Annotated in this window: 21 protein-coding genes; 3 read left to right on the forward strand and 18 right to left on the reverse strand. The window is 68.0% G+C overall.

Annotated elements, in window-relative coordinates; all coding sequences use genetic code 11:
- Positions 1 to 67 precede the first annotated feature (67 nt).
- The gene (locus ACIA49_RS31855; RefSeq protein ID WP_396381478.1) at positions 68 to 541 is read right to left on the reverse strand and encodes a MarR family winged helix-turn-helix transcriptional regulator; all 474 of its coding nucleotides are present in this window, start codon (positions 539 to 541) and stop codon (positions 68 to 70) included.
- Complete coding sequence (hisF, locus tag ACIA49_RS31860) at positions 538 to 1,299, reverse strand: imidazole glycerol phosphate synthase subunit HisF (RefSeq protein WP_396381480.1); 762 nt, start codon at positions 1,297 to 1,299, stop codon at positions 538 to 540. The genes ACIA49_RS31855 and hisF overlap by 4 nt, the downstream gene beginning before the upstream one ends.
- A gap of 120 nt (positions 1,300 to 1,419) precedes the next feature.
- Here hisF and ACIA49_RS31865 point away from each other — a divergent pair, with 120 nt between their 5' ends.
- Positions 1,420 to 2,946, forward strand: coding sequence for a M1 family metallopeptidase (locus ACIA49_RS31865; RefSeq protein WP_396381482.1), 1,527 nt, complete (start codon positions 1,420 to 1,422; stop codon positions 2,944 to 2,946).
- A gap of 47 nt (positions 2,947 to 2,993) precedes the next feature.
- Here the strand turns inward: ACIA49_RS31865 and ACIA49_RS31870 are convergent, their stop codons facing one another.
- The 6 genes from ACIA49_RS31870 to priA form a co-directional block, all read right to left on the reverse strand.
- Positions 2,994 to 6,470: a phosphatidylinositol-specific phospholipase C domain-containing protein gene (locus ACIA49_RS31870; RefSeq protein WP_396381483.1), complete on the reverse strand. Its 3,477-nt coding sequence runs from the start codon at positions 6,468 to 6,470 to the stop codon at positions 2,994 to 2,996.
- 291 nt (positions 6,471 to 6,761) lie between these two features.
- The gene (locus ACIA49_RS31875) at positions 6,762 to 7,697 is read right to left on the reverse strand and encodes a lysophospholipid acyltransferase family protein (protein WP_396381485.1); all 936 of its coding nucleotides are present in this window, start codon (positions 7,695 to 7,697) and stop codon (positions 6,762 to 6,764) included.
- A complete protein-coding gene (locus ACIA49_RS31880) occupies positions 7,697 to 9,277 on the reverse strand; it encodes a lactate racemase domain-containing protein (RefSeq protein WP_396381486.1) in 1,581 nt (526 codons plus the stop codon). Before ACIA49_RS31880 ends, ACIA49_RS31875 begins: the two co-directional genes overlap by 1 nt.
- 33 nt (positions 9,278 to 9,310) lie before the next feature.
- Positions 9,311 to 10,510, reverse strand: a complete 1,200-nt coding sequence (locus tag ACIA49_RS31885; RefSeq protein WP_396381487.1) for a zinc-binding dehydrogenase — start codon at positions 10,508 to 10,510, stop codon at positions 9,311 to 9,313.
- Positions 10,507 to 12,810 (reverse strand): HAD-IB family hydrolase, encoded by a 2,304-nt coding sequence (locus tag ACIA49_RS31890; protein ID WP_396381489.1) that lies wholly within the window; start codon positions 12,808 to 12,810, stop codon positions 10,507 to 10,509. Before ACIA49_RS31890 ends, ACIA49_RS31885 begins: the two co-directional genes overlap by 4 nt.
- A complete protein-coding gene (gene priA / locus ACIA49_RS31895; protein ID WP_396381490.1) occupies positions 12,807 to 13,550 on the reverse strand; it encodes a bifunctional 1-(5-phosphoribosyl)-5-((5-phosphoribosylamino)methylideneamino)imidazole-4-carboxamide isomerase/phosphoribosylanthranilate isomerase PriA in 744 nt (247 codons plus the stop codon). Before priA ends, ACIA49_RS31890 begins: the two co-directional genes overlap by 4 nt.
- Positions 13,551 to 13,672: 122 nt before the next feature.
- Between priA and ACIA49_RS31900 the strand changes: the two genes are divergently transcribed.
- A complete protein-coding gene (locus tag ACIA49_RS31900) occupies positions 13,673 to 14,779 on the forward strand; it encodes a cytochrome P450 (protein WP_396381491.1) in 1,107 nt (368 codons plus the stop codon).
- Between the two features lie 6 nt (positions 14,780 to 14,785).
- Here ACIA49_RS31900 and ACIA49_RS31905 read toward each other — a convergent pair whose 3' ends face one another.
- A complete protein-coding gene (locus ACIA49_RS31905) occupies positions 14,786 to 15,562 on the reverse strand; it encodes a TSUP family transporter (protein ID WP_396381492.1) in 777 nt (258 codons plus the stop codon).
- Between the two features lie 59 nt (positions 15,563 to 15,621).
- Positions 15,622 to 17,172: an FAD-dependent oxidoreductase gene (locus tag ACIA49_RS31910; RefSeq protein WP_396381494.1), complete on the reverse strand. Its 1,551-nt coding sequence runs from the start codon at positions 17,170 to 17,172 to the stop codon at positions 15,622 to 15,624.
- 77 nt (positions 17,173 to 17,249) lie between these two features.
- Between ACIA49_RS31910 and ACIA49_RS31915 the strand changes: the two genes are divergently transcribed.
- Entirely contained in the window at positions 17,250 to 17,876 is a 627-nt protein-coding gene (locus ACIA49_RS31915) for a TetR/AcrR family transcriptional regulator (protein ID WP_396381496.1), read from the forward strand.
- 220 nt (positions 17,877 to 18,096) lie between these two features.
- Here the strand turns inward: ACIA49_RS31915 and ACIA49_RS31920 are convergent, their stop codons facing one another.
- The 8 genes from ACIA49_RS31920 to ACIA49_RS31955 form a co-directional block, all read right to left on the reverse strand.
- Positions 18,097 to 18,519 (reverse strand): HIT family protein, encoded by a 423-nt coding sequence (locus ACIA49_RS31920; RefSeq protein WP_396381498.1) that lies wholly within the window; start codon positions 18,517 to 18,519, stop codon positions 18,097 to 18,099.
- Positions 18,520 to 18,524: 5 nt separating this feature from the next.
- Complete coding sequence (locus ACIA49_RS31925) at positions 18,525 to 20,288, reverse strand: proline--tRNA ligase (RefSeq protein ID WP_396381500.1); 1,764 nt, start codon at positions 20,286 to 20,288, stop codon at positions 18,525 to 18,527.
- A 101-nt stretch (positions 20,289 to 20,389) separates the two neighbouring features.
- Entirely contained in the window at positions 20,390 to 20,761 is a 372-nt protein-coding gene (locus ACIA49_RS31930; RefSeq protein ID WP_396381502.1) for a hypothetical protein, read from the reverse strand.
- Positions 20,762 to 20,785: 24 nt separating this feature from the next.
- Positions 20,786 to 21,610 (reverse strand): GNAT family N-acetyltransferase, encoded by an 825-nt coding sequence (locus ACIA49_RS31935; protein ID WP_396381504.1) that lies wholly within the window; start codon positions 21,608 to 21,610, stop codon positions 20,786 to 20,788.
- Between the two features lie 35 nt (positions 21,611 to 21,645).
- Positions 21,646 to 22,881, reverse strand: coding sequence for an MFS transporter (locus ACIA49_RS31940; RefSeq protein WP_396381505.1), 1,236 nt, complete (start codon positions 22,879 to 22,881; stop codon positions 21,646 to 21,648).
- Positions 22,878 to 23,351: a GNAT family N-acetyltransferase gene (locus ACIA49_RS31945; RefSeq protein ID WP_396381506.1), complete on the reverse strand. Its 474-nt coding sequence runs from the start codon at positions 23,349 to 23,351 to the stop codon at positions 22,878 to 22,880. The genes ACIA49_RS31940 and ACIA49_RS31945 overlap by 4 nt, the downstream gene beginning before the upstream one ends.
- A complete protein-coding gene (locus ACIA49_RS31950; protein WP_396381508.1) occupies positions 23,348 to 23,992 on the reverse strand; it encodes a VOC family protein in 645 nt (214 codons plus the stop codon). The genes ACIA49_RS31945 and ACIA49_RS31950 overlap by 4 nt, the downstream gene beginning before the upstream one ends.
- On the reverse strand, positions 23,989 to 24,153 hold the full coding sequence (locus ACIA49_RS31955; protein WP_391541893.1) for a CopG family transcriptional regulator: 165 nt from the start codon (positions 24,151 to 24,153) through the stop codon (positions 23,989 to 23,991). Before ACIA49_RS31955 ends, ACIA49_RS31950 begins: the two co-directional genes overlap by 4 nt.
- Between the last annotated feature and the right edge of the window lie 5 nt (positions 24,154 to 24,158).

Below are 24,158 nucleotides of genomic sequence, written 5' to 3' on the forward strand. Positions count from 1 at the left end.
ATACACGAATAGTTGGTTTCTGCAACCATATGTGCGGAGCGAAGGGCTTCGGCTACGGAGGGTTACCTCAGGTCAGGTCGCCGTTCAGGCGGCCCAGGAGGCGGCCGAGGTCGGAGAGGTCCTCGGGGTTCCAGCCGTTGAAGATGGCGCGGAACTCGAGCTGGCGCTGGGCGCGCAAGGCGTTGAAGCGTTCGGCGCCGACGTCGGTAAGTTTGAGCAGGCGGGCGCGGCCGTCGTCGGGGTCACCGATGCGTTCGAGCAGGCCGAGGCCCTCGAGTTGGGTGATGCCACGGCTGACCGTGGACTTGTCGAGGCCGAGGGACTGCGCGACCTCGGAGGCGCGGACGCCGGCGCCGGCGCCGCCCATGAACTCGACCTGGGAGATCAGCGCGTACCCGGCCGCGTCCATGTCGGGGTGCACGCGGCGGGCCATCATCATCGAGGCCGAGCGGGCGCGGCGGAAGAGCGCGGACAGCTGCTGCTCGATGTCGGCGACCAGCGGCTCAGGCGCCTGCTGGACCTCGGGGGTGGTCTCGGTCATCGGACCACGATCCCGGCGTCGCGCAACGCCTTCTTGACGTCGGCGATCCGGAAGTCGCCGAAGTGGAAGACGCTGGCAGCCAGTACGGCGTCCGCCCCGGCCTCGACCGCGGGCGGGAAGTGCTCGGGCGCGCCCGCTCCCCCACTGGCGATCAGGGGTACGTCGACCACCGCGCGGACCGCCGCGATCAGCTCCAGGTCGAAGCCCTTCTTGGTGCCGTCGGCATCCATCGAGTTCAGCAGAATCTCGCCCGCACCGAGGTCGCAGCCACGCCGGGCCCACTCGATCGCGTCCAGTCCGGCCGACCGTCGGCCGCCGTGCGTGGTCACCTCGAAACCGCTCGGCTGCTCGGCCGAACGCCGTACGTCGAGAGACAGCACCAGCACCTGATTGCCGAACCGGTGCGCGATCTCCTTGATCACGTCGGGCCGCGCGATCGCGCCGGTGTTGATCCCGACTTTGTCGGCACCGGCCCGCAGCAGCCGGTCGACGTCGGCGACCTCGCGCACTCCCCCGCCGACCGTCAGCGGGATGAAGACCTGCTCCGCCGTCCGGCCGACCACGTCGTACGTCGTCTCCCGGGATCCCGAGGACGCCGTGATGTCGAGGAAGGTGAGCTCGTCGGCGCCCTCCGCGTCGTACACCTTGGCCATCTCGACCGGGTCGCCGGCGTCCCGCAGCCCGACGAAGTTCACACCCTTGACCACCCGCCCGGCATCCACGTCCAGGCAGGGAATCACTCGCACGGCAAGAGTCACGCGGGCCAGGATATCGGGCCACCCTGAAACCCCGGTCGAATAGTTCCGCGTTTCCAACTCCTGACCCACCCGCTGGATCAGAGTGGGCGAGGTATCCCATCCCCCAGGAGGTAGTTGTTCATGCAGCGAACGGTGCGCCGGATCGGCGTCACGGCGGCAGTGGCGAGTCTGGCGCTGCTGTCGACGGCCGCGATCAGCTCGGCGGCCACGGCCGGAACCGGGACGCCGGGCGCTCCCGGTGTCGGTGACTCGGTCTTCCCGAACCTCGGCAACGGCGGCTACGAGGCCGAGCACTACCTGATCGAGATGAAGTACGACGCCGCGACCAAGCTCATCGACGCGACCATGACGATGGACGCGCGATCCACCCAGCACCTCTCGACCTTCGACCTGGACTCCTACGGGCTCGACATCCGGTCGGTTGAGGTCGACGGCCAGCAGGCGCAGTACCAGCAGGACGGGCACGAGCTGGTGATCACACCGGCCGGGGAACTCGGCTCGACGTTCACCGTCAAGGTGCACTACCAGGCCGACCCGCGCCTGCTGAAGCCGCCGCTCGGTGGGTTTGTGGCGACGCCGGACGGCTTCAGTACGGCGCCGCAGCCCGATGTCGCGCACACCGTGTTCCCGAGCAACGACCACCCGTCGGACAAGGCCGGCTACACGTTCAAGGTCACCGCGCCCGCAGGCACGATCGGTGTCGCCAACGGGTCCAAGACCAGCGAAGAACCCAACGCCGACGGCAGTACGACGTACACGTATCAGTCTCGTGAGCCCCTGCCGACCGAGCTCGTGCAGATCTCCGTCGGCGACTTCGACGTGATCGATCGCGGTACGACGTCAGGCGGCGCGCGGCTGCGGGACGTCGTACCGAAAGCTCGGGTGGCCGACCTCGAGCCAGCCTTGCAGCTCACCAAGGGTCAACTCGGTTGGGTCGAGGAGCGGCTGGGCCCGTACCCGTTCGAGGCGTACGGCCTGCTGCCCGCGAACTCCGATGCGTCGGACGCGTTCGACTTCACCGGCCTGGAGACGCAGACGCTGACGCTCTACAAGCCGAACTACCTCAAGCGGCCCGAGAACCAGATCGGCACCCACATGGTGCACGAGGTCACCCACAGCTGGTTCGGCAACAGCGTCTCCCCCGCCGACTGGGGCAGCCTCTGGCTGAACGAGGGCAACGCCAACTACTACTCGTTCCTCTACCAGTACGAGCGCGGCTGGACCGACACCCACGGCAAGACCACCATGCTCGACCGGATGAAGGAGACCTACGGCAACGGCGACATCTGGCGCGCCAAGTCAGGCCCGGTCGCCAAGCCGAACGCCGCGCACCTGTTCGACGACATCCGCTACACCGGCGGCACCCTGACGCTGTTCGCCCTGTCGGAGAAGATCGGCCTCGACAAGTTCAACCAGGTCCAGCTGGCCTACCTACGCACCTACAAGAACCGCTCCGCCACCACCGAGGACTACATCGCCCTAGCCACCCAGGTCTCCGGCGACCCCACCGTCCGTCCCTTCCTCGAAGACTGGCTCTACGGCACCAAAGAACCCCCGATGCCCAACCACCCCGACTGGACCATCACCCCACCCACCGCCAACGCCCTACGCACCACCAACGTCCAACGAGACCGCCACGAAGGCTGACCCGGGTCTGCGCGGCCGTCCCCTGTGGCGACCGCGCAGACGGGTGGTCAGTTAGCCGGGCCGATCAGCTTCCACGGTTCGTGGTCGGGGTCGGGGCCGGTTCCGGGGGCGTTGTTCTGGGTCCACCATTTGGCTTTCCAGACCTTGCCGTTGTACTTCACGGTCACCTGCTCGACCGCTTGGGTGGTCGGGTCGTAGACCTTGGTCGAGTCCCAGTTGCCGGCGCTACATCCGCCGGCCGGTGGGGTCGCCGTACCGAGTCCCTTCAGGTTGTCGGTCACCGGCGCGTACGGCGTACCTCCGATCGACAGGCTCGTATTCACGGGGCCGGTGATCGGGAGGAAGTAGATGATCGGCAGGTCGAGGGTCTTGCCCGCGGGGATGATCTGGCAGTAATCGAGCGTCGTGGTCACCCGGTGGAAGGTCGAACCGGAGGTCAGTTGCCACTGACCACCTTGGGCACCGGTCTGCCAGTTGACGTCCTTGACCAGCGGGGACGTGGACGCCGGAATGTCGAACGACAGCTTGGTGTCCTTGCCGCCACCGAGCGTCCGGCCGGTGTTGTTGGTGATGCGGACGGTCGGCGTCAACGGCCAGAGGTTCGCCGTGGTGGTCGGGTAGTTCACCATGTCGACGCTGATGTTCGCGGTCACCGTCGGCGCCGTGCCGGAGCTTCCGCTGCGGAGATTGTTGTCATAGGCACCTGAATTGCCGAGCTTCTCGTTGAGCCGCGTGGTCAGCGTGTAGCCCATCCCGCAGGGGTGCTGGGCGTCGACCGTGTCGGGGCACGCGAAGTCGCCACCGAGTTCCCACATCATCACGCCGCCGGCGCCCGTGGACTTCACGAGATCGGTGACTGCGTCGATGCCCTGCTCGTCCTCGGTGGACAGGAAGACCTTCTTGTCGTTGTTCCACAGCCAGGACGTTTTCGTGGTGTTGTCCCAGTAGCGGGAGTACTGACCGCTCAGCTTGTCAGCGGCATCGTTCGGGTCGAGACCGACGTTCGGCGCATACCTGGGGAGGATGTTCTTCTCCAGGTTCTTCGTGTGCCACAAGGGGTTTGTCCCCGAGCCGAGCTCACCACCGTTGGACGTCTCGTCGTGCCAGATGTTGTCGATCCCGATCGCGCCGTCACCACAAGGACGCCGTACGCCGGTCCCTGGTTCGCAACCGGTCTTCTGCGAGTTCCCCCACAGACCGTTCGTCCCACCGGTGACGTTCTTCCAACCGCGGGTGTAGTACGGGATGCCGATGTTGACTCGCCCGGCCTGCATCGCGCCGCGGAGATACTTCATCGCCCAACTGGTGTTGAAGTAGCCGATCCCGCCGTACTCGGGTGTCGCGTAAAGGTCGGCCAGCTCCGGGTCCTTGCCATCATCGAACAACGCCGCGTTCGGACCGACGACGTCGTTCCAGGTGCCGTGGTAGTCGTAGGCCATCAGGTTGGTGAAGTCCTGGTAGTCCAACGCGGTCTGATTGGCCATGCCACGCACGAGGTAGCCGGAGGCCGAGGACGCCGACGTCAGTTGGTAGTACTTGTCATCGGCAACAGATGCGCGGTTCAGCGAATCGCGCAGCGTCTTCATCAACGCCGCGTACGACGTGGGCAAGCCCTTCCGCCGCGGATTCGCCGTACTCCAGTCGTTGGGGTTGCCGGTGTCGTCGAGCACGGTCGGGTACTCGAAGTCGATGTCCACACCGTCGAACCCGTAGGTCCGCAGGAAGTCCACCACCGAACTCGAGAACGTGTCGATCCCACCCTGGTTGACCGAACCGTCAGAGTTGGTGGTCATCGAGTAGAAGCCGCCCGACCCGGCCCAGCCACCGACGGAGATCAGCGTCTTCACGCGCGGATGCAGGCGCTTGTACTTCGTGAGTTGGTTGAAGTGACCCTTGTACGGCAGCGACGGGTCCATCTCGGCACCCGTCTGACCCGGCCACTCCATCGTGGTCGCCGCATCGTCGACGGTGATGTGGTTGTTGTTCACGGACGCGAACGCGTAGTTGATGTGCGTGACCTTCGACCACGGGATGTTCTTCACCAGATAATGCGGCGTCCCGTCCGCCCCGGTGCGCCCACCGTTGAAGTAGGCAACGACTCGGCGATCGCGACCCTGGCCCAGCCACTCCCGGCCGTCGCCTTGATAGATCTTGCAGTACGGCGTTGCCACGCCCGGCGTCGTCGCCAGACCGTCCGGGCGGCAATCAGTGGCTGTCGTCTTCGACGCAGGCCGCGAGCCACCGTCGTCACCACCCGGGTGCTGTTCCATCGGGTCGCCGACGCCGCCGTTGTCGTCCACGGGGTCCGGGCCGGTGCGGTTGCGCTTGACGATCTCGTCGATCAGCCCACCACCCGGGAAGTCCATCATGATCACGCCGGTCCGCGACATCGACGGCTCACCGCCGAACTTGTCGTCGCGACCCGGGTAGAACTCGGGACACCGGCCGTCGGTGTTGTGCAGACACTGGATCAGGAACTCGTTGACGCCGTTCGCGGTCGGCGTACCGCCGGCCACGGTGAACGGGTGCGCGCCCGAACCGGAACCGCTGGTGTAGTTCACGTACATCGAGTTCGGCTGGTAGACGTGCTCCTTCTCCCCCGGCCGGCTCAGGTCCCAGACGCCGTTCGTGCGGCGCAGGTGGGTGCGGACCTTCTCCCACTTGTCGTCGATGTCGCTGATGTCGTCGACCTGGTAGTCGTCCTGGACCCATTCGTCGTTGGACCCACCGCCGGGGTACGGAATCTTCAGCCCGTAACCGCCGTAGATCCCACCCCGCACCCCACGGAAAGTCGTCAGCACGATCTTGCCGCGCGTCTCGCTCAGCTTCGGGGTGTCGGCCTGGTCGGTACCGGTCACCGACGGCGCCCAGAACAGACTGCTCCAGTTGGTTGCCGGATTGGAGTTGTCGCCGTCACCCGTGTACGCCTTGCCCTCCAGGTACGACCGCAGCGTCTTCAGCCGCCACTCGTCGTTCCCGTAGCCGTCGGCGTCGTTGCAGGACCCGGTCTCACCGGTGCACTCGGCCTTCAGGTGCAGCAGGATCGTCTCGCGCGGATGCGCGGCGAGGAAGTCCCGCGCCTTCGTCAGTACGTCGGCGAAGTTCGCCCACTGGTAGTAGGTGCCGTGATGGACGGTGAAGCTCATCCCGGCATCACCCTTGTCCACACGGACCCGGATGTCGATGGCACGGATGCCGGCGTTGAACTGGGTGGTCAGCGTCTGCGCGCTGTACCCGTGGTTCTCCTGGGTCTTGGTGATGCTGGTGGTCACCGGGTCACAGCTGTCGCCGCCGGTACCGGAGTACCCGCACAAGGCGAGGCTGTCATGGGTGCCGGGGACGGAGAGCTTGTCGAGCGTGGTGTCGCCGGGGACGCGGCTCATCCAGTCGACATTCGAGGCCGAGGCGCTCTCGATGCTGTTGTAGTACTCGTTCGCGGAGGCAACTCCACTCGTCATCACCAGCGATGCGGCGGTGATCGCGAGCGTTGTCACGGCAGCCAGAAGCAGCCGGGATCTGGGCATGGGTCTTCACCTTCGGTCGACAGGGGGCGGACGTCGAACGCGATGATCGTAGGCCCATGAAAGCGCTCCCACAATCCCCTGGAAACGATCCCACAACGTTGGAACGCTCCAATCCCACGCCAACGTCCGAAAACCCGGAGACGGGCACTCCGGTCCTTCGGACGTTGGCCGGGAGGAGGGGGAAGGTGAAGCGGCGGCTGCGCGGGGTCTACTTCCTGACCTTCTCGATCGCCCCTCGCGAGGCGATCGACCCGACGCAACCCTTACCGTCAGGTCGGCCGCGGCACCGATCTACTTCCAGGCTTTACGGCGGCTGTCGGTTGCCTTGACCGGGCGGGTGGATTCCCAGACGCGGCGCCAGCGGGCGGAGGTTTCGGGGCCGGTCTGGGCGGGTGAGGTACCGGCGGCGACGCGGCGGCGGGACTCGTACCAGGTGGTCGACTCCTCGTCGAGCAGCGCGGCGACGGCGGCCGCGATGCGCGGGGCGAAGTCACGGGGGCTCTCCCCCTCGGCGGCGTGCAGCGGGTCGCCGTACCGGACTGCGACCGTCGGACGGCCGGGGACCGGCCAGCCGCGGCCGCGCGGCATCGCGGCGAACGAGCCCTTGATGCCGACCGGGATCACCGGCACGTTGTGCTCGACCGCGAGGTAGGCCGCGCCCATCCGGAAGCGCTGCAGCCAGCCGTCCGGGGAGCGGGTGCCCTCGGGGAAGACCACGACGTTCCAGCCGTCGGCGAGCAGGTCGCCGGGCGTCGCGCTGAGCTTGCCGCCGCGGCGCTCGATCGGGAACGTGTTGAACACGATCGCCGAACCGGCCGCCCGCCACCAGGTGTCGAAGAAGTAGTCGGCGGCCGCCGCCATCGCCGTACGGCGACGCATCGCGTCCGGCAGCGACAGCAGCAACAGCGGCGTGTCCAGGTGCGACGAGTGGTTCGCGACGATCAACGCCGGGCCGTCGAGCTTGAGCAGCGAGTCGAGCCCGCTCACCTGCGGCTTGACGGTGCCGTTGACGATCGCGTTCAGCGGGCCCTTCTGGAGCAGATCGCGGACGGCGATCGCCCCCGGCGTCCGGGCCCACTTGGTCGGGAAGACCGAGGTCTCCTTCGGTACGACGTACGGCTCGGCCGAGCGCGGGACCTGCGCGCGCCGGCCCCAGCGCCAGCCGCGCGCGACCAGCTTGACGTCCTTCGCGGTCTCGGAGGTGAACTTCACCAAGCTGTTGCCCATCAGTGCACGTCCGCGATCAGGTGCGGCGGGTTGTGCAGATAGGTGATGGACGGCGACCGGCCGACCGAGTGGCTGACCATCTCGAGCGCGTCCTGCAGCGTCGAGGCGGACCGGAAGCCCATCCGCTCGACGGTCTTGCGGTTCGCGCCGACCCAGACGATGTCACCGCAGTGGTCCAGGGCGTGGCTGATCCAGTACCACATGTAGAACGGGTGCACGCCGTGGTAGGCGTACGACGTCCGGTACAGGTGGATGTACCACGGGTCCTCGGCGTACTGCTTCTCGAACTTCGCCTCGATGGTGGCCGGGTCGGTGGACTCCGACAGCACCTCCTCGAAGAAGTCGACGTACGACGGGTGGTGCAGCTGGCTGAACTCGTACGGCACCGGGTGGTAGAGGATCAGCGCGCCGTCCTTGCGGACGATCGGGTTCCCCCGGTAGGCGTTGAAGTGGTAGCCCATCCCCATCACCGCGGCGAGGATCGGGTTCATCACCGAGTTCACGTTGTAGGGGCTCAGGTACGGCACGCCGATGACGCCGACGTCGGCCTGGCCCTGCACCTCGACCATGTGCTGGCGGTGCACCATCTCGATGGTCTTCTCGTGCACCGGCTCGATCTTGCCGGCGTTGATCCCGGTCAGCCCGTACGGCGAGCGGACGTCGGTGTAGATCTTGTGCCGCACCTTGCTCGGCGCCGCCGCCAGTCCACGCTTGGCCGCGAGCATCGAACCCTGGTCCTTCAGCGACCACTCCCACTCCCGCTTCTGCAGGAACGACAGGCCGCCGGAGAACAGGTCGTTGTTGAGCGTGGTCTCGATCTGGAAGACCTTGACGTGCTCGGTCAGCACCTCACCCATCCGCCAGGCCGAGTGGTGCATCTTCGAGGCCTTGTGGTCCATGAAGGACCGCGAGTGGATCATCGTGTGGCTGTTGTGGTGGTGCTTCAGCGACTTGTACGACGCCAGCCCGATCGAGGTGGACTTGTGGCCACCGTCCATCGCCACCAGGTTCACGTTCACGTAGACCAGCAGGTCGGACTCGGCCGCCCGCTTGGAGATCTCGACGTCCTCGCCGTGCCGGGTCTGGCCCAGGTGGGTCAGGTTCTCGGCGTCCTCGGCGTCGAAGTTGTAGAGCTTGCCGTCGGGGAAGAACGACCGGAAGATCCGCTCGCCGACGATGTCGCGCAGCTCGTTCGGCGTCAGCCGCCGGTGCAGCGCGTTGGCCGAGATGATCTCGACGTCGTCAACCCCGGCCGCCGCCGCCATCTCCAGCACCGCCTCCATCACGCGCTGGCGGATGTCCGGCTTCTTCATCGGCGGCAGCGGCAGCGAGATGTCGTCGAACGCGATCGTCAGCCGCATCCCCGCGTGCAGGAGCTCGGGCAGCGGCTCGGACTCGATCGGGTTCAGCAACGCGTTCTGGATCGCCTCCTCCACGTCGCGCACCGCCGGCAGTGCCTCCGGCGGGTACACCACGCGGGTGCCGAGCGGGAACCGCTCGAGCAGGAAGCCCTCACCGTTGTGCACGATCAACGGCGGCGTGCGGTCGTCAACCTCAAGCACAAAACCTGGCCGGGACATGTCAGAAACCCTCTCGTCGTACGGCGGGCGCCCTCATGAGGCCCTCACATCGAAAGCAACCTTGACCGTGCCGAGGCGGCCGGCCGAATGCGCGTGGTCGAGTGCCTCACGCCAGCGGTACAGCGGGTACTTGGCCCCGACGACCCCGTCCAGCGGGGCCTTCGCGGCGAGCTCCAGCGCGGTCTCGAACGCCGGGCGGCCGTTCGGCTCCGACGTCGAGGACGCGTAGGTGCCGGCCACCTCCAGCTCCCGGAACCACACCGGGGACAGGTCGACACCGGTCGACGGCATGCCGGACAGGACCACCCGGCCGCCGGCCTTGGTGACCCGCAGCACGGTGTCGATCGAGTCCTTGCTGCCGACCGCGTCGACAGCGACGTCGACACCGCCGAGCAGGAACTCCTTGGCGCCGAGGTCCGGCTTCAGCCGGAACGCCCCGGTCGCGCGGCGAACGCCACGGAACACCTCGTCGGGCGCGACCACGTCGCTGGCCCCGAACGCCCGGGCGAGCTCGCGCTGCTTGGCGTGCTTGGCGACCACGGTGATCCGGCCCGCCTGGGTCAGCTCACGGATCGCCAGCGTCGCGAACAGACCGACCGCACCGGCGCCGCTGATCAGCACCGACTGCCCGGCCTGAACGTTGGCACGCAGCGCGGCGTGCACAGCACCTGCCAGCGGCTCAACCAGTACGGCGCGCTCGTCGCTCAGCCCCTCCGGTACGGCGTACAGCTGGCTGCGGTGAGCGATCATCACGTTGCCCCAGCCACCGCCGGTGTCCTGGCAGAAGCCGGTCTGCAGACCCGGCTTGAGGTGCCCGACCGTGATCCGGTCGCACCGGTTGGTGTGGCCGGACGCGCAGCCCTCGCACAGCTCGACACCGCGCGTGGCACAGGTCAGGACGCTGTCCATGACTACTCGGGTGCCCTTCGGCAGGTCCTCGCAGTCGTCCAGCAGCTCACCGACGACCTCGTGACCGGGCACGAACGGCAGCGACACCACGGCGGAGAAGTACATCTTGGTCGAGCCGGTCACCATGCCGAGGTCCGAACCGCAGATCCCGGACAGGATCGGCCGGATCCGCGCCCAGCCCTCCCGGTCGGCCTTCGGCTCGTTGATGGTGACGAGGCGCAACGGTGCCGCCGGTCCGGTCAGCATGCCCGGGATCCGGCCGCCGACCGCCTTGGCCGCCAGGTACTTGGCCGGCGACCGGTACATCTCGAGGGCCAGCATCATCGGGCGTTCACCCCCGGGAGCTCGAGACGGGACGAAGTGGACGGGGTCTTCCAGTCGACGATCTGCCAGCGTCCGGCCCGGGCGGCCCGGAACAGCGAGACGTCCGGCGAGACGGCGACCGGGTTGCCGACGGTCGCCAGCATCGGCAGGTCCGAGTGGCTGTCGGCGTACGCGAAGGACTTCGACAGATCGATGTTGCCGGTCCGCGCACGGTGCTTGATCCACGCGGCCCGGGACTCACCGACCAGCGGCGGCCCGGACAGGTAGCCGGTGCAGCGGCCGCGGTCGTCGACGGCCAGCTCGGCCGCGACGATCTCGTCGAACAACGGCTCCAGCGGCCGGGTCAGCGGCCGGATCGCGCCGGTGATCAGGATCGTCTTGTGCCCGGCAGCCCGGTGCTCCCGGATCCGCCGTACCGCGGCACCACTCAGCCGCTCGAGCACGTGCTCGGCGAGGATCTCGTCGACGATCCGGTTGAGCTCTTCCAGGTCCGCGCCCTTGTACCGGCGGTAGATCGTGCGCAGGAACGCACCGCGGTCCTTGCGCTCGGCCGAGATCAGCTTCGGCAGCCGGCGCAGCATCTGACCGATCTCGCCGACCCGCTGCGGGCCGTCCAGCTCGGGCAGCCGCATCCACAGGTAGGTCTCGATCACGTTCGACGACAGCAACGTGCCGTCCATGTCGAACGCGGCGATGATCTCGCCGTCGTCGGAAGGCTTCACCTTCTTCAGGACACCCGCGGTCTCGGCCAGCCCCTTGTTCCGCTTCTTGCGGACCACGTCGAGGCGGCGCATCGACTCGGTGATGCTCGGGCAGTGCACTTCCTGGATGTAGTGCTGCCAGTCGACCACCGCAGTGTCGCAGGCGAACTTCTCCCGGTCGTCACCCTCGAGCGCGTTGTGCAGCGCGAGCACGTTGTCGTCGATGAACTGCAGCTCGACCTGCGCGTACTCGGAGTACAGGTCCATGTAGCGGCGCAGGAAGTCGATCCGGCGCTTCTGCACGTCCAGCTCGCGAGCGAACTTGCGGGCGCGCTCACCGCGCGGGACGCGGGTGACGACCGCATCCGCGAGCTTGTGCGCGCGTTCGCCGTACCGCAGCATCGACTCGACCGAGTCGCCACCGGGGAACTTCCAGACCGGCAGCCGGACCGCGCCGCGCTCGCCCAGGTCGAACGGGTGCTTGGAGAAGTACGCGCGGATCCCCTTGTACAGCTGCTCGAACGTGAGCGGGTTCCGGGCGCCGGAGCCGACGTGGTAGTACTCCGGCTTGTTCAGCTCGGGCTCGGTCGCCATCACCGCGCAGATCGCGCCGACCACGTGGTCGACCGCGACGATCTCGATCACGGCGTCCGGGCTGGCCGGGAACTCCGGCAGCTCACCGCGGCCGTAGGCCAGGATCAGCGGCTCGGCCATCTTGAAGCCCTCGATCCAGCCCGGGTGCGGGCTCTCGACCGCGGACTCGATGATGGCCGGCCGGACGATCGAGGTCGGGAACTTGGCCGAGAACTCCTCCACCACGCGCTCGCCGAGCGCCTTGGTGAACGTGTAGCAGTCGGTCCAGCCGAGGCTGCGGGCGCGCTCGGTGCCGGTCTCGACGAGCCGCTTCGCGACCCACTCGGTACGGCGGCGCTCGGTGTCGGCCGCCGCGGTCAAGTGGCCGGCGCGGCGGTGGATCTTCTCGGCCGCCTTGCGGAACTTGGCCAGCATCGGCGCGGACCGCGACTGCTCCTCGATCCGGGGCCGCATCGCCATCCCGGCCTCGGCCTCGACCCGCCAGTCGACGGTGTGGTCGACCGACGCCTCCGGGATCGCGCCGCGCCGGCGGCCGGCCGTGTAAGCGGTGGAGATGTGCACGTAGTGGATCTTGCGATCCGTGCCCTGGCGGCTCTCGTCGATCCGCTCCAGCAGGCTCTTGGTACCGAGCACGTTGGTCGTGAACGCCTCGTGGATCGGCGGGTCGAAGCTGACGTCACCGGCACAGTGCACGACGATGTCGAGATCGGTCGGCAGCGCCGGCACGTCGGACAGGTCGCCCTCGACCACCTCGATCCGGGCCGCGGTCAGCGCCTCGGCGTCGGCGTACGGGGTGCCCTCGCCGTAGAACGGCTTGAAGATGTCCTTCTTCAGCAACTGCGCCATCCGCATGGCGCCGGTCAGCGAGCCCTTCGGCCGGATGATCGCCACCACGGTCGTGCCGGGCAGATCGCCGATCATCCGGTGCAGCAGGGCCTCGCCGACGAAACCGGTGATCCCGGTGACGAGGACCTTCTTGTCCTTCAGCTGGTCGGCCAGACTCACTTGTCGCCTCCACGCGTGAGTTCGAGTGCCTCGGTCAGAGTGAACGCGCCGGCGTACAAAGCCTTACCCACGATGACGCCCTCGACCCCGTCGGCGACCAGCGTGCTCAGCGCGCGCAGGTCGTCGAGGCTCGAGACGCCGCCGGAGGCGATGATCGGCTTGTCCGTGCGCGCGCACAGGTCGCGGTACAGCTCCAGGTTGGGTCCCTGGAGCATGCCGTCCTTCGTCACATCGGTGACCACGTAGCGCTCGCAGCCGGCCGTCTCCAGCCGCTCGAGCACCTCGTACAGGTCACCGCCTTCCTTCGTCCAGCCACGCGCGGCCAGAGTCCGGCCCCGCACGTCCAGCCCGATCGCGACCCGGTCGCCGTACTGCTGGATGATCCGGTCGCACCACACCGGGTCCTCGAGCGCCGCCGTCCCGATGTTGACCCGTCGGGCACCGGTCGCCAGCGCGGCCTCCAGGGAGTCGTCGTCGCGGATCCCGCCCGACAACTCGACCTGCACATCCAGCTTCCCGGTCACCTCGGCCAGCAGCTCACGGTTGCTCCCGCGCCCGAACGCCGCGTCCAGGTCGACCAGGTGCACCCACTCCGCCCCTGCCTCCTGCCACGCCAGCGCGGCCGCCAGCGGTTCGCCGTACGACGTCTCACTCCCAGCCGCACCCTGCACCAGCCGAACCGCCTGACCGTCCGCCACATCGACGGCAGGTAGCAGCACCAAGTCACCAGACACAGACATGGGCCACACCCTAGAGGGCGTTGGTGACCGTTTTATAACCAGATGCCCTGCTGAATCACTCAGATTCGATCTGTCTCAGCAATACCAGCTGGGCAGGTGGTCTACCTGATTAGGCTAGTGAAATGGTCACCCTGGAAGAGCTGGAACGCGACCCGCATGCCGCAGTGGCCGCCATCCGTCCGATCGGTTGGATGGACGCGTTGGGCGGCTGGGTGGTGAGCGGCCGAGCCCTGGCGATCGCTGTGATGCGCGACCCCGAGACCTTCACCGTCGACGATCCCCGCTTCTCGACCGCCCAGGTCGTCGGCCCGTCCATGCTCTCCCTCGACGGCCCCACCCACGCGACCCACCGCCGGCCCTTCGAGTCCCCTTTCACGCTTCCAGAAACCCGCCGCCGCTTCACTCAACCCGTAGAAGCCACCGTCGCCGACCTGCTCGCCAGGTTGCGCGACACCGCCGACCTGCGGACGACGCTGGCCGGTCCCCTCTCGGTGGCGGTGGTCGCGTACGCGCTCGGCCTCCCCCAGGCTTCCGCCGCCACTGTCCTCGACTGGTACACGGCGATCTCCGACTCCGTCACCGGCGTCACGGCGGGCCGACCCGTCACCCCGGAAGGCGCAGCCGCCTTCGCCGAACTGCACAAACACGTTGCCTCAGGCATCGACTCCGACGGCTTGCTGTCCGCTGCCGCCCACGACCTCAGCACCGATCAGGTGGTGGCCAACGCCGCCGTCCTGATGTTCGGCGGCATCGAGACCACCGAGGGCATGATCACCAACGCCCTCTGGCATCTCCTCACCCATCCCGACCAGCTCGCCCTCGTCCGGGCCGACCCCGCGCTGCTCCCCAACGCCCTCGAGGAATCCCTCCGCCTCGAACCAGCCGCCGCCGTCGTCGACCGCTACGCGACCCGCGACATCGAACTCGCCGGCGCCCACATCCGCCGCGGCGACCTCGTCGTCGTCTCGCTCGCCGGAGCCGGCCGTGATCCCGAGATCTTCACCGACCCCGACACCTTCGACGTACGGCGAACCAACGCGCGCCGCCACCTGGCCTTCGCGAGCGGCCCGCACATCTGCCTCGGCATGCACCTGACCCGGCTGGAGACACAGACCGCGGTCGCCGCCGTACTGGACCTTCCCGACCTGCAACTCCAGCCCGACTCACCAGCCCCGCGCGGCCTCGTGTTTCGCAAGGTGCCGGCGCTCAACGTGACCTGGTCGGCCTGATCCCGTTCAGGCGAAGAAGACGTCGTACCCGAGGCGCAGGATCAGGGCGGAGACGACAACCAGGAAGACCACGCGGACGAACTTGCTGCCGCGCGCCACCGCCGTGCGCGCACCCAGCAGACCGCCGACCATGTTGGCCGCGCCCATGATCAGACCGAGCTGCCACAACGGTGCGCCGTGCAGAGCGAAGATGCCGATCGCGCCGAGGTTCGTGGCCACGTTGGCGATCTTGGCCTTGGCGCTCGCCTGCAGGAAGTTGTACCCGAGCAGTCCGACCAGCGCGAAGATCAGGAACGACCCCGTCCCCGGGCCGACCGCACCGTCGTAGAAGCCGATCACGACCCCGACCCCACACGCCGCGAGATAGTGCTCGCGACCGTCGAACCGCAACGCGGTCCGCGCCCCGAGCGTCGGCTTCATCGCCGTGTAGATCGCGACGCCGATCAGCAGGACCAGCACGATCGGCTTGAACCACGACATCGGGATCCGCGTCGCGACCAACGCTCCCGCCGCCGATCCGAGCCCGGCCAGGATCGCCAGCGGGATCACGGTCCGCTTGTCCGGCCGCACCTTGACGCCGAACGTGACCGCGCTCGTCGTCGTACCGAACAACGACGAGATCTTGTTGGTGGACAGGATCTGCGCCGGTGAGGCGTTCGGCAGCCCCAGCAGCATCGCCGGCAACTGCAGCAGACCTCCCCCACCGACCACAGCGTCGATCCAGCCCGCCGAGAAGGCGGCCAGTACGAGGAAGATCAGGGTCCAGGTGGAGATGTCAGGCACACGCGCCATTGTCTGGTAAGGCCATTGTCCCAAACAACCTTTACGTGACCCATCCCACCTCAGCGCGCCAGTACGGCGGCCAGCACCTCGCGCAGCTCGGATTCCGGATCGGCCGACGCCCCGACGGATCGCCAGGCCACGAACCCGTCCGGGCGAACGAGAACCGCGCCGTCCCCCTTGATTCCATAGGCGTCCAGCGCTCCGTCGAACCCGTGCACGACCACCTCGTCGGACAGCTTCGCGCCCGCATCGGCCCACTCATCGGACCCCGCCAGGAGGACGAAACTGTCGGCGTACAGGTCGATCGTGGAGACCTGGTCACCGATCCAGACGTGCGGCGCTCGTAGTCCCGGTCGCCCGCTGGACTCGCGCGGATCCGCGACGGCGCCGCCCGGGTCGGTGGGCTCGGTCAGTACGGCGGCCGACGCGTACCGGTAGCCGAAGATCATCGTGATGTCGTCGATCCGCTGGATGTCCTCGGCGGACCCCGCGTGGCGGTTGTGCAGAAGGTCGAGCGCGACCCGCAAGGTCGTTTCGGCGACCGGCCGACGCTCGGCCTCGTAGGTGTCGAGGAGCGCGTCGCCCGCCTGTCCGTTGACCACGGCGGCCAGTTTCCAGGCCAGGTTGTGCGCATCCGCGATGCCGGTATTGGCGCCGTACGAACCAGACGGCGGTACGACGTGCGCCGCGTCGCCGGCCAGAAACACGCGGCCGTCGCGGTACCGATGTGCCACCCAGCCGCCGATCTGCACACTCGACACCTTGTGCGTCCAGCCAGGGACCATGGGGACGATCTTCACGTCGAGGTCCGGCACACCGGTCGCTTGACGGACGAGTTCGATGCAGCGCTCGTCGGTCCAGACCTCGTCACCATCGGGGTCATAGGGGACGCCGAGCATCCAGCGACCGACCTGTTGCAGCGGCGCGATCACCGTTCCTGGTCTTGGCCGATCGAGGTAGGCGAGCAGGAAGCGCCGATCGCCAAGTACTTCACTCAGGTCGGCTTCGAAGACGAAATGCATGGCGTGCCCGAGCTCGGTCGCCGCCTCGGCACCGATGCCTAGCTCATGCCGTACGCCGGCCCGGTGCCCGTCGGCCCCGGCCAGATAGTCCGCTCGTACGGCGTACTCGACGTCCTGCTCGACGTCGCGCAGCGCCGCGCGGATGCCTTCGTCGGTGGTCTCGAAGGAGACCAGTTCGGTGCCGAAGCGGATCTCGGCCCCGTGGCGCACGGCCTCGGCGCGGAGGATGCGCTCCAGGTCGTCCTGGTCGATCAGCGCCCAGTCGGTCGGGCTCACGCCTTCCGGCGGACGCACTTGCGCCAGCAGGTCGAAGCGGAAGCGTTCGGCACCGGCCAGGGTCTCGGCGCCGATCATCTCGGGGAAGTCGGCGAGCAGTGACGTGTGCGCACGAATCTCGTCCTCGAGGCCGAGCGCGCGGTAGACCTCCAGCGAGCGCGGATTGAACGCGCGCGCCTTCGGCATGATCGCGGTCGACGGGTGGCGCTCGACGAGCAGCGGGCGAATCCCCTGCCGGGCCAGGAAGAGCGCCAGCGACAGGCCGGTCACTCCCCCGCCGACGATCAGGACGGGTGTGTGGTCAGTGGTCATGCCATCGATGATCATGTGTTCTCATGATCTTGTCAACCAGATGGATGATTGATGCAGGCGGCTGTATGATCAGCGTCATGAGCACACCGCGTCCGCGTCGCTCGCCGGAACCGGGTGAGCGGCAACGCGACCCCGAACGCACCCGGAAGCTGATCCTCGACGCGGCCGTCGCCGAGTTCGCCGCCCACGGTTTCGCCGGCGCGCGGATCGCCGCGATCGCCACCCGGGCCGGGGTCAACCAGCAGCTGATCTCGTACTACTTCGACGGCAAGGAAGGCCTCTACCAGGCGATCTCGGCCGCCTGGCGCGACCGCGAGAGCGAGCTGGTCGGCCCCGACCAGACCCTGGCCGAGCAGACCCGCCAGTACGCACTCGAAGCCCTGAACAACCCGGACGGCGTACGGCTACTGGCGTGGGGCGGCCTCGAGTACGCCGGACCAGCATCCGACGCCGATCACCAACCCCGCGCCGATCGCCTACAACGTTCCGTCGACCAGATCCGCGCCTTACAAGCAGCCGGCACCCTGCCCGCGGAGCTCGACCCAGCCTGCCTGCTAGTCATGCTGATGGGCGCAGCCATGGCGACCACCACACTCCCCCACGTCATCGAAGGCCTCTGCCAGACCGACCCCCGCTCCCCCGAGTTCATCCAGCACTACGCCAACCAACTCGCCCTACTAACCAAACACCTCGGCCTCACTTAACCCCCAACGTCCGAACGATCGCAGTACGTGGTCAGCGTGTTCTCGGACGCTACGCAAGCCCCAAAGCCAACGTCCGAACGATCGCAGTACGTGGTCGGCGTGTTTTCGGACGCTAGCCAAGCCTTTCGCCTTATGCACCTTGAAGGAGCACGCTCTGGGGATTACTCAAGAACCCTTGTACAAGGTTCATTGCAACGCGTTACGCCGGGCAGCAGGTGATTCAGGCCTGGTCTTGCGTTCCGCCGCCCAGCTGCAGGTGAATCTCGTCAAGCGTCGTCGAGGCCCCTGGATCCTCGGACCAATCATTCAGCGGGCGGTCACCCGTCCACCGCGGCACCAGGTGGAAGTGGAGGTGGAAGACCTCCTGACCGCCGGCGACGCGGTTGGCTTGGAGGACGCTCAGGCCGGCAGCGGGAAGGCGGTCGATGAGCAGGCGCGAGGTTGCCTGCAGGGCCGCGGCCACATCGGCGATGGCCTCGGCGGCGCCGTCGGAGGCCAGGTCGGCGACATGAGCACGCGGTACGACGAGAGTGTGCCCTCGCCGCAGGGGGCGAATGTCGAGGAATGCCACTGCCCGGTCGTCCTGGTGGACGAACCGGGCAGGGAGGCGTCCTGCGATGATGCGGCAGAACGTGCAGTCCACTGGGGTCAGCTGCGGACCGTGGTGACGAGGTGCTCGACGACGTCGGCGACGGGGACGTCGGCGCGGTCGCCGGAGCGGCGGTCCTTGACCTCGATGGTGCCGTCGACGAGACCCTTGCCGACCACGGCGATGGTCGGGACGCCGATCAGCTCGGCGTCCTTGAACTTCACGCCGGGGCTGACCTTCTCGCGGTCGTCGTACAGCACGGTCAGACCGCGCGCCTCCAGCTCGGCGGCGATCTCGGCGGCCTTCGCGAACAGCTCGGGATCCTTGCCGGTGGCAACGAGGTGGACATCGGCGGGAGCGATCTCGCGCGGCCAGACCAGGCCGAGCTCGTCGTGGTTGCCCTCGGCGATCGCGGCCACCGCGCGGGTGACACCGACGCCGTACGAACCCATGGTGACCGTGACGAGCTTGCCGTTCTGGTCGAGCACCTTCAGGTCGAGCGCGTCGGCGTACTTGCGGCCGAGCTGGAAGATGTGACCCATCTCGATCCCGCGCGCCGACTCCAGCGGGCCGGAACCGTCCGGCGCGTCGTCACCGTCGCGCACCTCGGCGGCCTGGATCGTGCCGTCGGCGGTGAAGTCGCGGCCGTGCACCAGGTTGATCACGTGGAAGCCGGTCTTGTCCGCACCGGTCACCCACGCCGAGCCCTCGGCCACCCGCGGGTCGAGCAGGTACCGGATCTTCGACGCGTTCTCCGAACCGAGCACGCCCGGCCCGATGTAGCCCTTGGCCAGCGCCGGGTTCTTCTCGAAGTCGGACTCCTCGAACGCGACGACCTCGGCCGGCTCGACCTGCGCGCCCAGCCGCTTCTCGTCGATCGCCCGGTCCCCCGGTACGCCGATCGCCAGCGGCTCGCGGGAGCCGTCCGGGTTCACCAGCATCACGATCACGTTCTTCAGGGTGTCCGCGGCGGTCCAGTCGCGGCCGTCGGTGCGCGGGTGCTTCGCGTTCAGCGCGTCGACCAGGGTGTCGATGGTCGGGGTGTCCGGGGTGTCGACGACCTCGGCCGCCGGGACCGCGGACGCGTCGACGGCCGGGGACTGCGCGACCACGACGGCCTCGACGTTCGCGGCGTACCCACCGGCGGAGCGGACGAAGGTGTCCTCGCCGTTCTCGGCGATCGCCAGGAACTCCTCCGAGCGCGATCCACCCATCGCCCCGGACATCGCCTGGACGATCACGTAGTCGAACCCGAGCCGGTCGAAGATCTTGATGTACGCCCCGCGGTGCGCCTCGTACGACGCGGCCAGGCCGGCGTCGTCGATGTCGAACGAGTACGAGTCCTTCATCACGAACTCACGCCCGCGCAGCACGCCGGCCCGCGGCCGGGCCTCGTCGCGGTACTTGTTCTGGATCTGGTAGATCGACAGCGGCAGGTCCTTGTACGACGAGTAGAGGTCCTTCACCACCAGGGTGAACATCTCCTCGTGCGTCGGGCCGAGCAGCATGTCCGCGCCCTTGCGGTCCTTGAGCCGGAACAGGTTCGGCCCGTACTCGGTCCAGCGGCCGGTCGCCTCGTAGGGCTCGCGGGGCAGGATCGCCGGGAAGACCAGCTCCTGCGCGCCGATCGCGTCCATCTCCTCGCGGACGATCCGCTCGACCTTGCGCAGCACTCGCAGACCGAGCGGCAGCCAGGTGTAGACACCGGGCGCCGTGCGGCGGATGTAGCCGGCGCGGACGAGCAGCTTGTGGCTCGGGACCTCCGCGTCCGCCGGATCCTCGCGAAGGGTGCGAAGGAACAGCGACGACATACGCAGAATCACGGGAACTCCAAAAGAGATGGAACAAAGGACGTCTCAGAGGATATCCGTCTCCCGGAGCTCGCCCGACCAATTATCCCCAGGCAGGTTGTCCCAGGCCGGCGTCACTTCGTTTCGCGGGAGGCTTTCAGTGCCCATTTGATCAGCGGAATCTGGAACGGCAGCCGTCCCCAGGCGATCGCCTTGGCCCGCGGCGACCCCTTGCGCTGGATGTCCGTGGCCATCTGCACGTTGGCCGGCCACATGGCCACGAGCAGACCGGCGCTCATCAGCCCGGCCACCCGGCGGGTCTTCGGGTGCAGCAGCCCGGCCGCGCAGGCCAGCTCGGCCACACCCGAGGCGTAGACGAGCTCCTTCTTCCGCGGCAGCACCTTCGGCACGATCTTCTCGAACGGCTCGGGCTTCACGAAATGCAGCACTCCGAGGACGCCGAACAGCGCCGACAGGCCGGTCGTGGTCTTGCTTCGGGACGCCATGGGCGCCACCTTACTACCGGGTAATCAGAACAGGATGGTGGCAAACGTCTCGACGGTCCGGAAGCCCACCCGCTCGTAGGACCGCCGGGCCGGAGTGTTGAACGCATTCACGTAGAGCGTCACCACCGGCGCGATCTGCCGGGCCAGTTCGACCACGGCCGCCATCCCCGGCGCGGCGATCCCCTGCCCGCGGTACTCCGGGTCCACCCAGACCCCCTGGATCTGGCACACCCCGGTGCCGACCGATCCGACCTCGGCCTTGAACACGACCCGGCCGTCCTCGATCCGCGCGAAGGCCCGGCCGGCCCGGATCAGCTCGGCCACCCGCGACCGGTAGAAGGTCCCGTCGGGCCCGGTCTGCGGCGGTACGCCGACTTCCTCGGTGTACATCGCGACACACGCCGGGTAGAGGATCGGCAGCTCGACCGGCTCGACCGCGCGGACGAGTGGATCGGGCTCGACGGCCGGCGCGCCCTCGATCACCATGAACGGCTGCTCGCCGCGCACCTCCCGGGCCGGGCCCCAGTGCGGTTCGAGCGCGGTCCACAGCAGGTCGACCGCGCGGGCCGGGCCGAGGATCTGGAAGCAGTTCCGCCCCCGGCGCAGCGCGTACGCCGCGAACGCGCGCAGCGCGGGATCGTCGGCGCCGACCGGAACCATGTTCCCGCCGGCATGACACAACGCCTCGAGCACGCCCTTGTCGACGTACCCCCAGACCTCGGCGCCACGCCGCGGATCGAGTCCGGACGCTTGCACAAGACTGTCGACGAACACGTTGACGACCGGGTCACGGGCGATCACCGCGCGCGCCGCCGCGAGGTCACGAGGACCGAGAACCCGTACGCCCACGCGCAGAACCTAGCGGATGAATCACCCGAAGGCACTTAACGGGGGTGCCGCAGTGGTGAGGTCCAGGCCACAATGACGCCCACGAAACTGGCGGTGCCGACCAGCACCATCGCGCTCCGGATGCCGAGCTGATTGCCGAGCAACCCGCCCACGAGCGCGCCCAGGGTCCAGCCGACCGCCCAGGAGAGCATCCGGCCAACCATGTTCACCCGGCCGAGCAGATGCTCCGGTGTGACCTGCTGCCGGTAGGAGACCGAGTTGACGATCACCAGCACGTACGCCGAACCCCAGACCAGCAAGGCGAACGCGGCCACCACCCAGTCCGGCGACAGCGGCGCGAGCACTCCGATCACCGCGGACGCCGGGAGTGCGTAGAGCGTGATCACGGCCGGAGTCCGCCGTTTCAGCAGCCGCGGCAGGGCGAGTGCGGCGATCAGCCCACCGATCCCCCACGTCCCCCAGACCAGTCCGAAGCGGAGTCCCGACGTACCGACGTGCAGCACGCGGTCACACCAGACCACCATCAGCGCCATGAAGCCGCCGCCCGCGAAGGACTGCAGGCTGCCCACGATCGTCATCGTCCGGACGCCCGGGTGGCGCACCAGGTAGAGGACTCCTTCGGAGATGTCTCTGAGCACCACCCGCGGCCGCAGCGGCGCCTGGCCGTCGCGCGGCTCCGACATCGCCCGCACGATGCCGCGCACCGCCAGTGCAGACGCCACGAAGCTCAGAGCATCCAACGCGAGCAGTCCGGCCGGGTTGAGGACTGCCAGCGACAGTCCGACCAGTGGTGGCACGAAGAGCTCGATCAAGCTGGAGGTCGACCAGACTGCCGAGTTCGCCTGTGCCACTCGGTCACGGCCGACCAGCACCGGCAGCGCTCCGAAGTTCGCGCCGTCGAAGAACGTATAGACCGCCTGTACGACGAAGGCGACCGCCAGCACCTGCACAACCGTCAGCACCCCGAGCAACTGCGCTACTGGCACTGAGCCGATCAGTACGGCGTTCACGAGGTCGGCCGTCACCATCACGCGCCGCCGGTTCCATCGGTCGGCCAGTGCACCAGCAAACAGCCCGGTCAGCAGGTACGGCGCTGCCTCGAGCGCAGTCACCGCAGCCGTCAGCACGGTCGAGCCACTGAGCCGGTAGACCAGCACCGGCAACGCAATAGCCGTCGCCATCGACCCGGTGATCGACAGCGCCCGCGCGGACCAGTACCGCCGGAAGTCCGGATCGTCCCGCAACCGCACTGGCGGTACTGCTGTCGTCATAGCCCGAGTCTCATCCACATCAGCTCATCTCCGAGCTCCCGATCCGGAGTCGTAATCGGCGCTCCGAATCCGTAGGCCTCATAGAAGCCGATCGCCTTCTTGTTGTCGACCATGACATCGAGCAGCAGCTCCGGCGTACCGGCTGGGAGTTCTTTGACCGCAGCGTCGAGCAGAGCCTTGCCTGCGCCCTTCCCCTGCTGGTCCGGCAACACGTAGAGCTTCCAGAGCACCCAGAAGCCGTCGTTCTGCCCAAGGCCAGCCATGCCGATCAGTACGTCGTTCTCCTCGGCAACCAAGGTGATACCCGTCCGGATGCCGCGCTCGACCACCTCAGGCGACCACCACTGCGCTAGTCCGTCGGCGATGAACTCAGGGGACGCCAGACCGGCGTACGCGACTGGCCACGTGGTGAGCCCGATCTGCCGCACCGCGTCGACGTCCGCGACCACAGCCCGCCGTACGGCGATCATCCGCGGACAACGACGGCTTGGCCGTCCGGGTCGGTGATCTCGAGGGTGTCGTCAACGCGCGTGACCTTGTGACCCGCCGCAGTCAACCGTTCGAGTACGTCGTCCAGCGGCTCGGTGGTGGTGAACTCCAGCCGCACCTCATCACCGGGCGACCCGAACCGGAAGGTGTCGGTCAGTCCGAGCACGGCCAACAGCTTCTGCCACCCTGCCTGGCTCGCGGCGTCCAGCAACGGCGTGAGCGTCACCCGCTCGTCCGGACGGCCGCTGCCCAGCTTGTAGCCGTACAGGTCGTCGTTGCGCTCGTCGATCCAGAGGTTCTCACCAGCCGGCCCCGACACGCGCAGCACTCGCCCATAGGCCTCGTCCCAGATCGCAACGTCGCCGTACCCAGCGCTCTCCAGCGCATCCTTCAGCCGGTCGATGTCAGCGGCCTCGAACGACAGCCGCGTCTGTCCCTGCTGCCCACCGGTCGAGCTGGACGCCGCGCTGTGCAGTGCGACCATCCCGCGCCCAGCCAGCATGTCCACCCAGCCCCCGCTCTCGGACTCGAGCCGCGACTGCAGTCCCAGCGTCTCCAGGAACGCCCGCATCTCCGCCACCTGGTCCGTGAACCGCAACGGCCGCACCACCACGTCACTCATCCGCGTGCCTCTCCATGCTTGTCCAGGTACTCCGTCAGGGCCTGCTCGACCAGGGCCGACAGACTCGCCGCCTCGTCGATCGCCTTGTGTTTCACCCGCCGCACCAGCCCCGGCGGCAGGTACACGTTGAACTGCACCTTCTTGTCACCGTCACCGCTCATGGCTA

The sequence above is a fragment of the Kribbella sp. NPDC051587 genome, assembly GCF_044453945.1.
Lineage (GTDB): Bacteria > Actinomycetota > Actinomycetes > Propionibacteriales > Kribbellaceae > Kribbella.

Bases quoted from the DNA above. Each gene is read 5' to 3' on its own strand.
- ACIA49_RS31900 (WP_396381491.1), top strand. From the start codon at position 13,673: ATGGTCACCCTGGAAGAGCTGGAACGCGACCCGCATGCCGCAGTGGCC.
- ACIA49_RS31880 (WP_396381486.1), bottom strand. From the start codon at position 9,277: ATGTCCCGGCCAGGTTTTGTGCTTGAGGTTGACGACCGCACGCCGCCG.
- ACIA49_RS31955 (WP_391541893.1), bottom strand. From the start codon at position 24,153: ATGAGCGGTGACGGTGACAAGAAGGTGCAGTTCAACGTGTACCTGCCG.
- ACIA49_RS31870 (WP_396381483.1), bottom strand. From the start codon at position 6,470: ATGCCCAGATCCCGGCTGCTTCTGGCTGCCGTGACAACGCTCGCGATC.
- ACIA49_RS31855 (WP_396381478.1), bottom strand. From the start codon at position 541: ATGACCGAGACCACCCCCGAGGTCCAGCAGGCGCCTGAGCCGCTGGTC.
- ACIA49_RS31940 (WP_396381505.1), bottom strand. From the start codon at position 22,881: ATGACGACAGCAGTACCGCCAGTGCGGTTGCGGGACGATCCGGACTTC.
- ACIA49_RS31945 (WP_396381506.1), bottom strand. From the start codon at position 23,351: ATGATCGCCGTACGGCGGGCTGTGGTCGCGGACGTCGACGCGGTGCGG.
- ACIA49_RS31930 (WP_396381502.1), bottom strand. From the start codon at position 20,761: ATGGCGTCCCGAAGCAAGACCACGACCGGCCTGTCGGCGCTGTTCGGC.
- ACIA49_RS31875 (WP_396381485.1), bottom strand. From the start codon at position 7,697: ATGGGCAACAGCTTGGTGAAGTTCACCTCCGAGACCGCGAAGGACGTC.
- ACIA49_RS31865 (WP_396381482.1), top strand. From the start codon at position 1,420: ATGCAGCGAACGGTGCGCCGGATCGGCGTCACGGCGGCAGTGGCGAGT.
- ACIA49_RS31950 (WP_396381508.1), bottom strand. From the start codon at position 23,992: ATGAGTGACGTGGTGGTGCGGCCGTTGCGGTTCACGGACCAGGTGGCG.
- ACIA49_RS31910 (WP_396381494.1), bottom strand. From the start codon at position 17,172: ATGACCACTGACCACACACCCGTCCTGATCGTCGGCGGGGGAGTGACC.
- priA (WP_396381490.1), bottom strand. From the start codon at position 13,550: ATGTCTGTGTCTGGTGACTTGGTGCTGCTACCTGCCGTCGATGTGGCG.
- ACIA49_RS31885 (WP_396381487.1), bottom strand. From the start codon at position 10,510: ATGATGCTGGCCCTCGAGATGTACCGGTCGCCGGCCAAGTACCTGGCG.
- ACIA49_RS31915 (WP_396381496.1), top strand. From the start codon at position 17,250: ATGAGCACACCGCGTCCGCGTCGCTCGCCGGAACCGGGTGAGCGGCAA.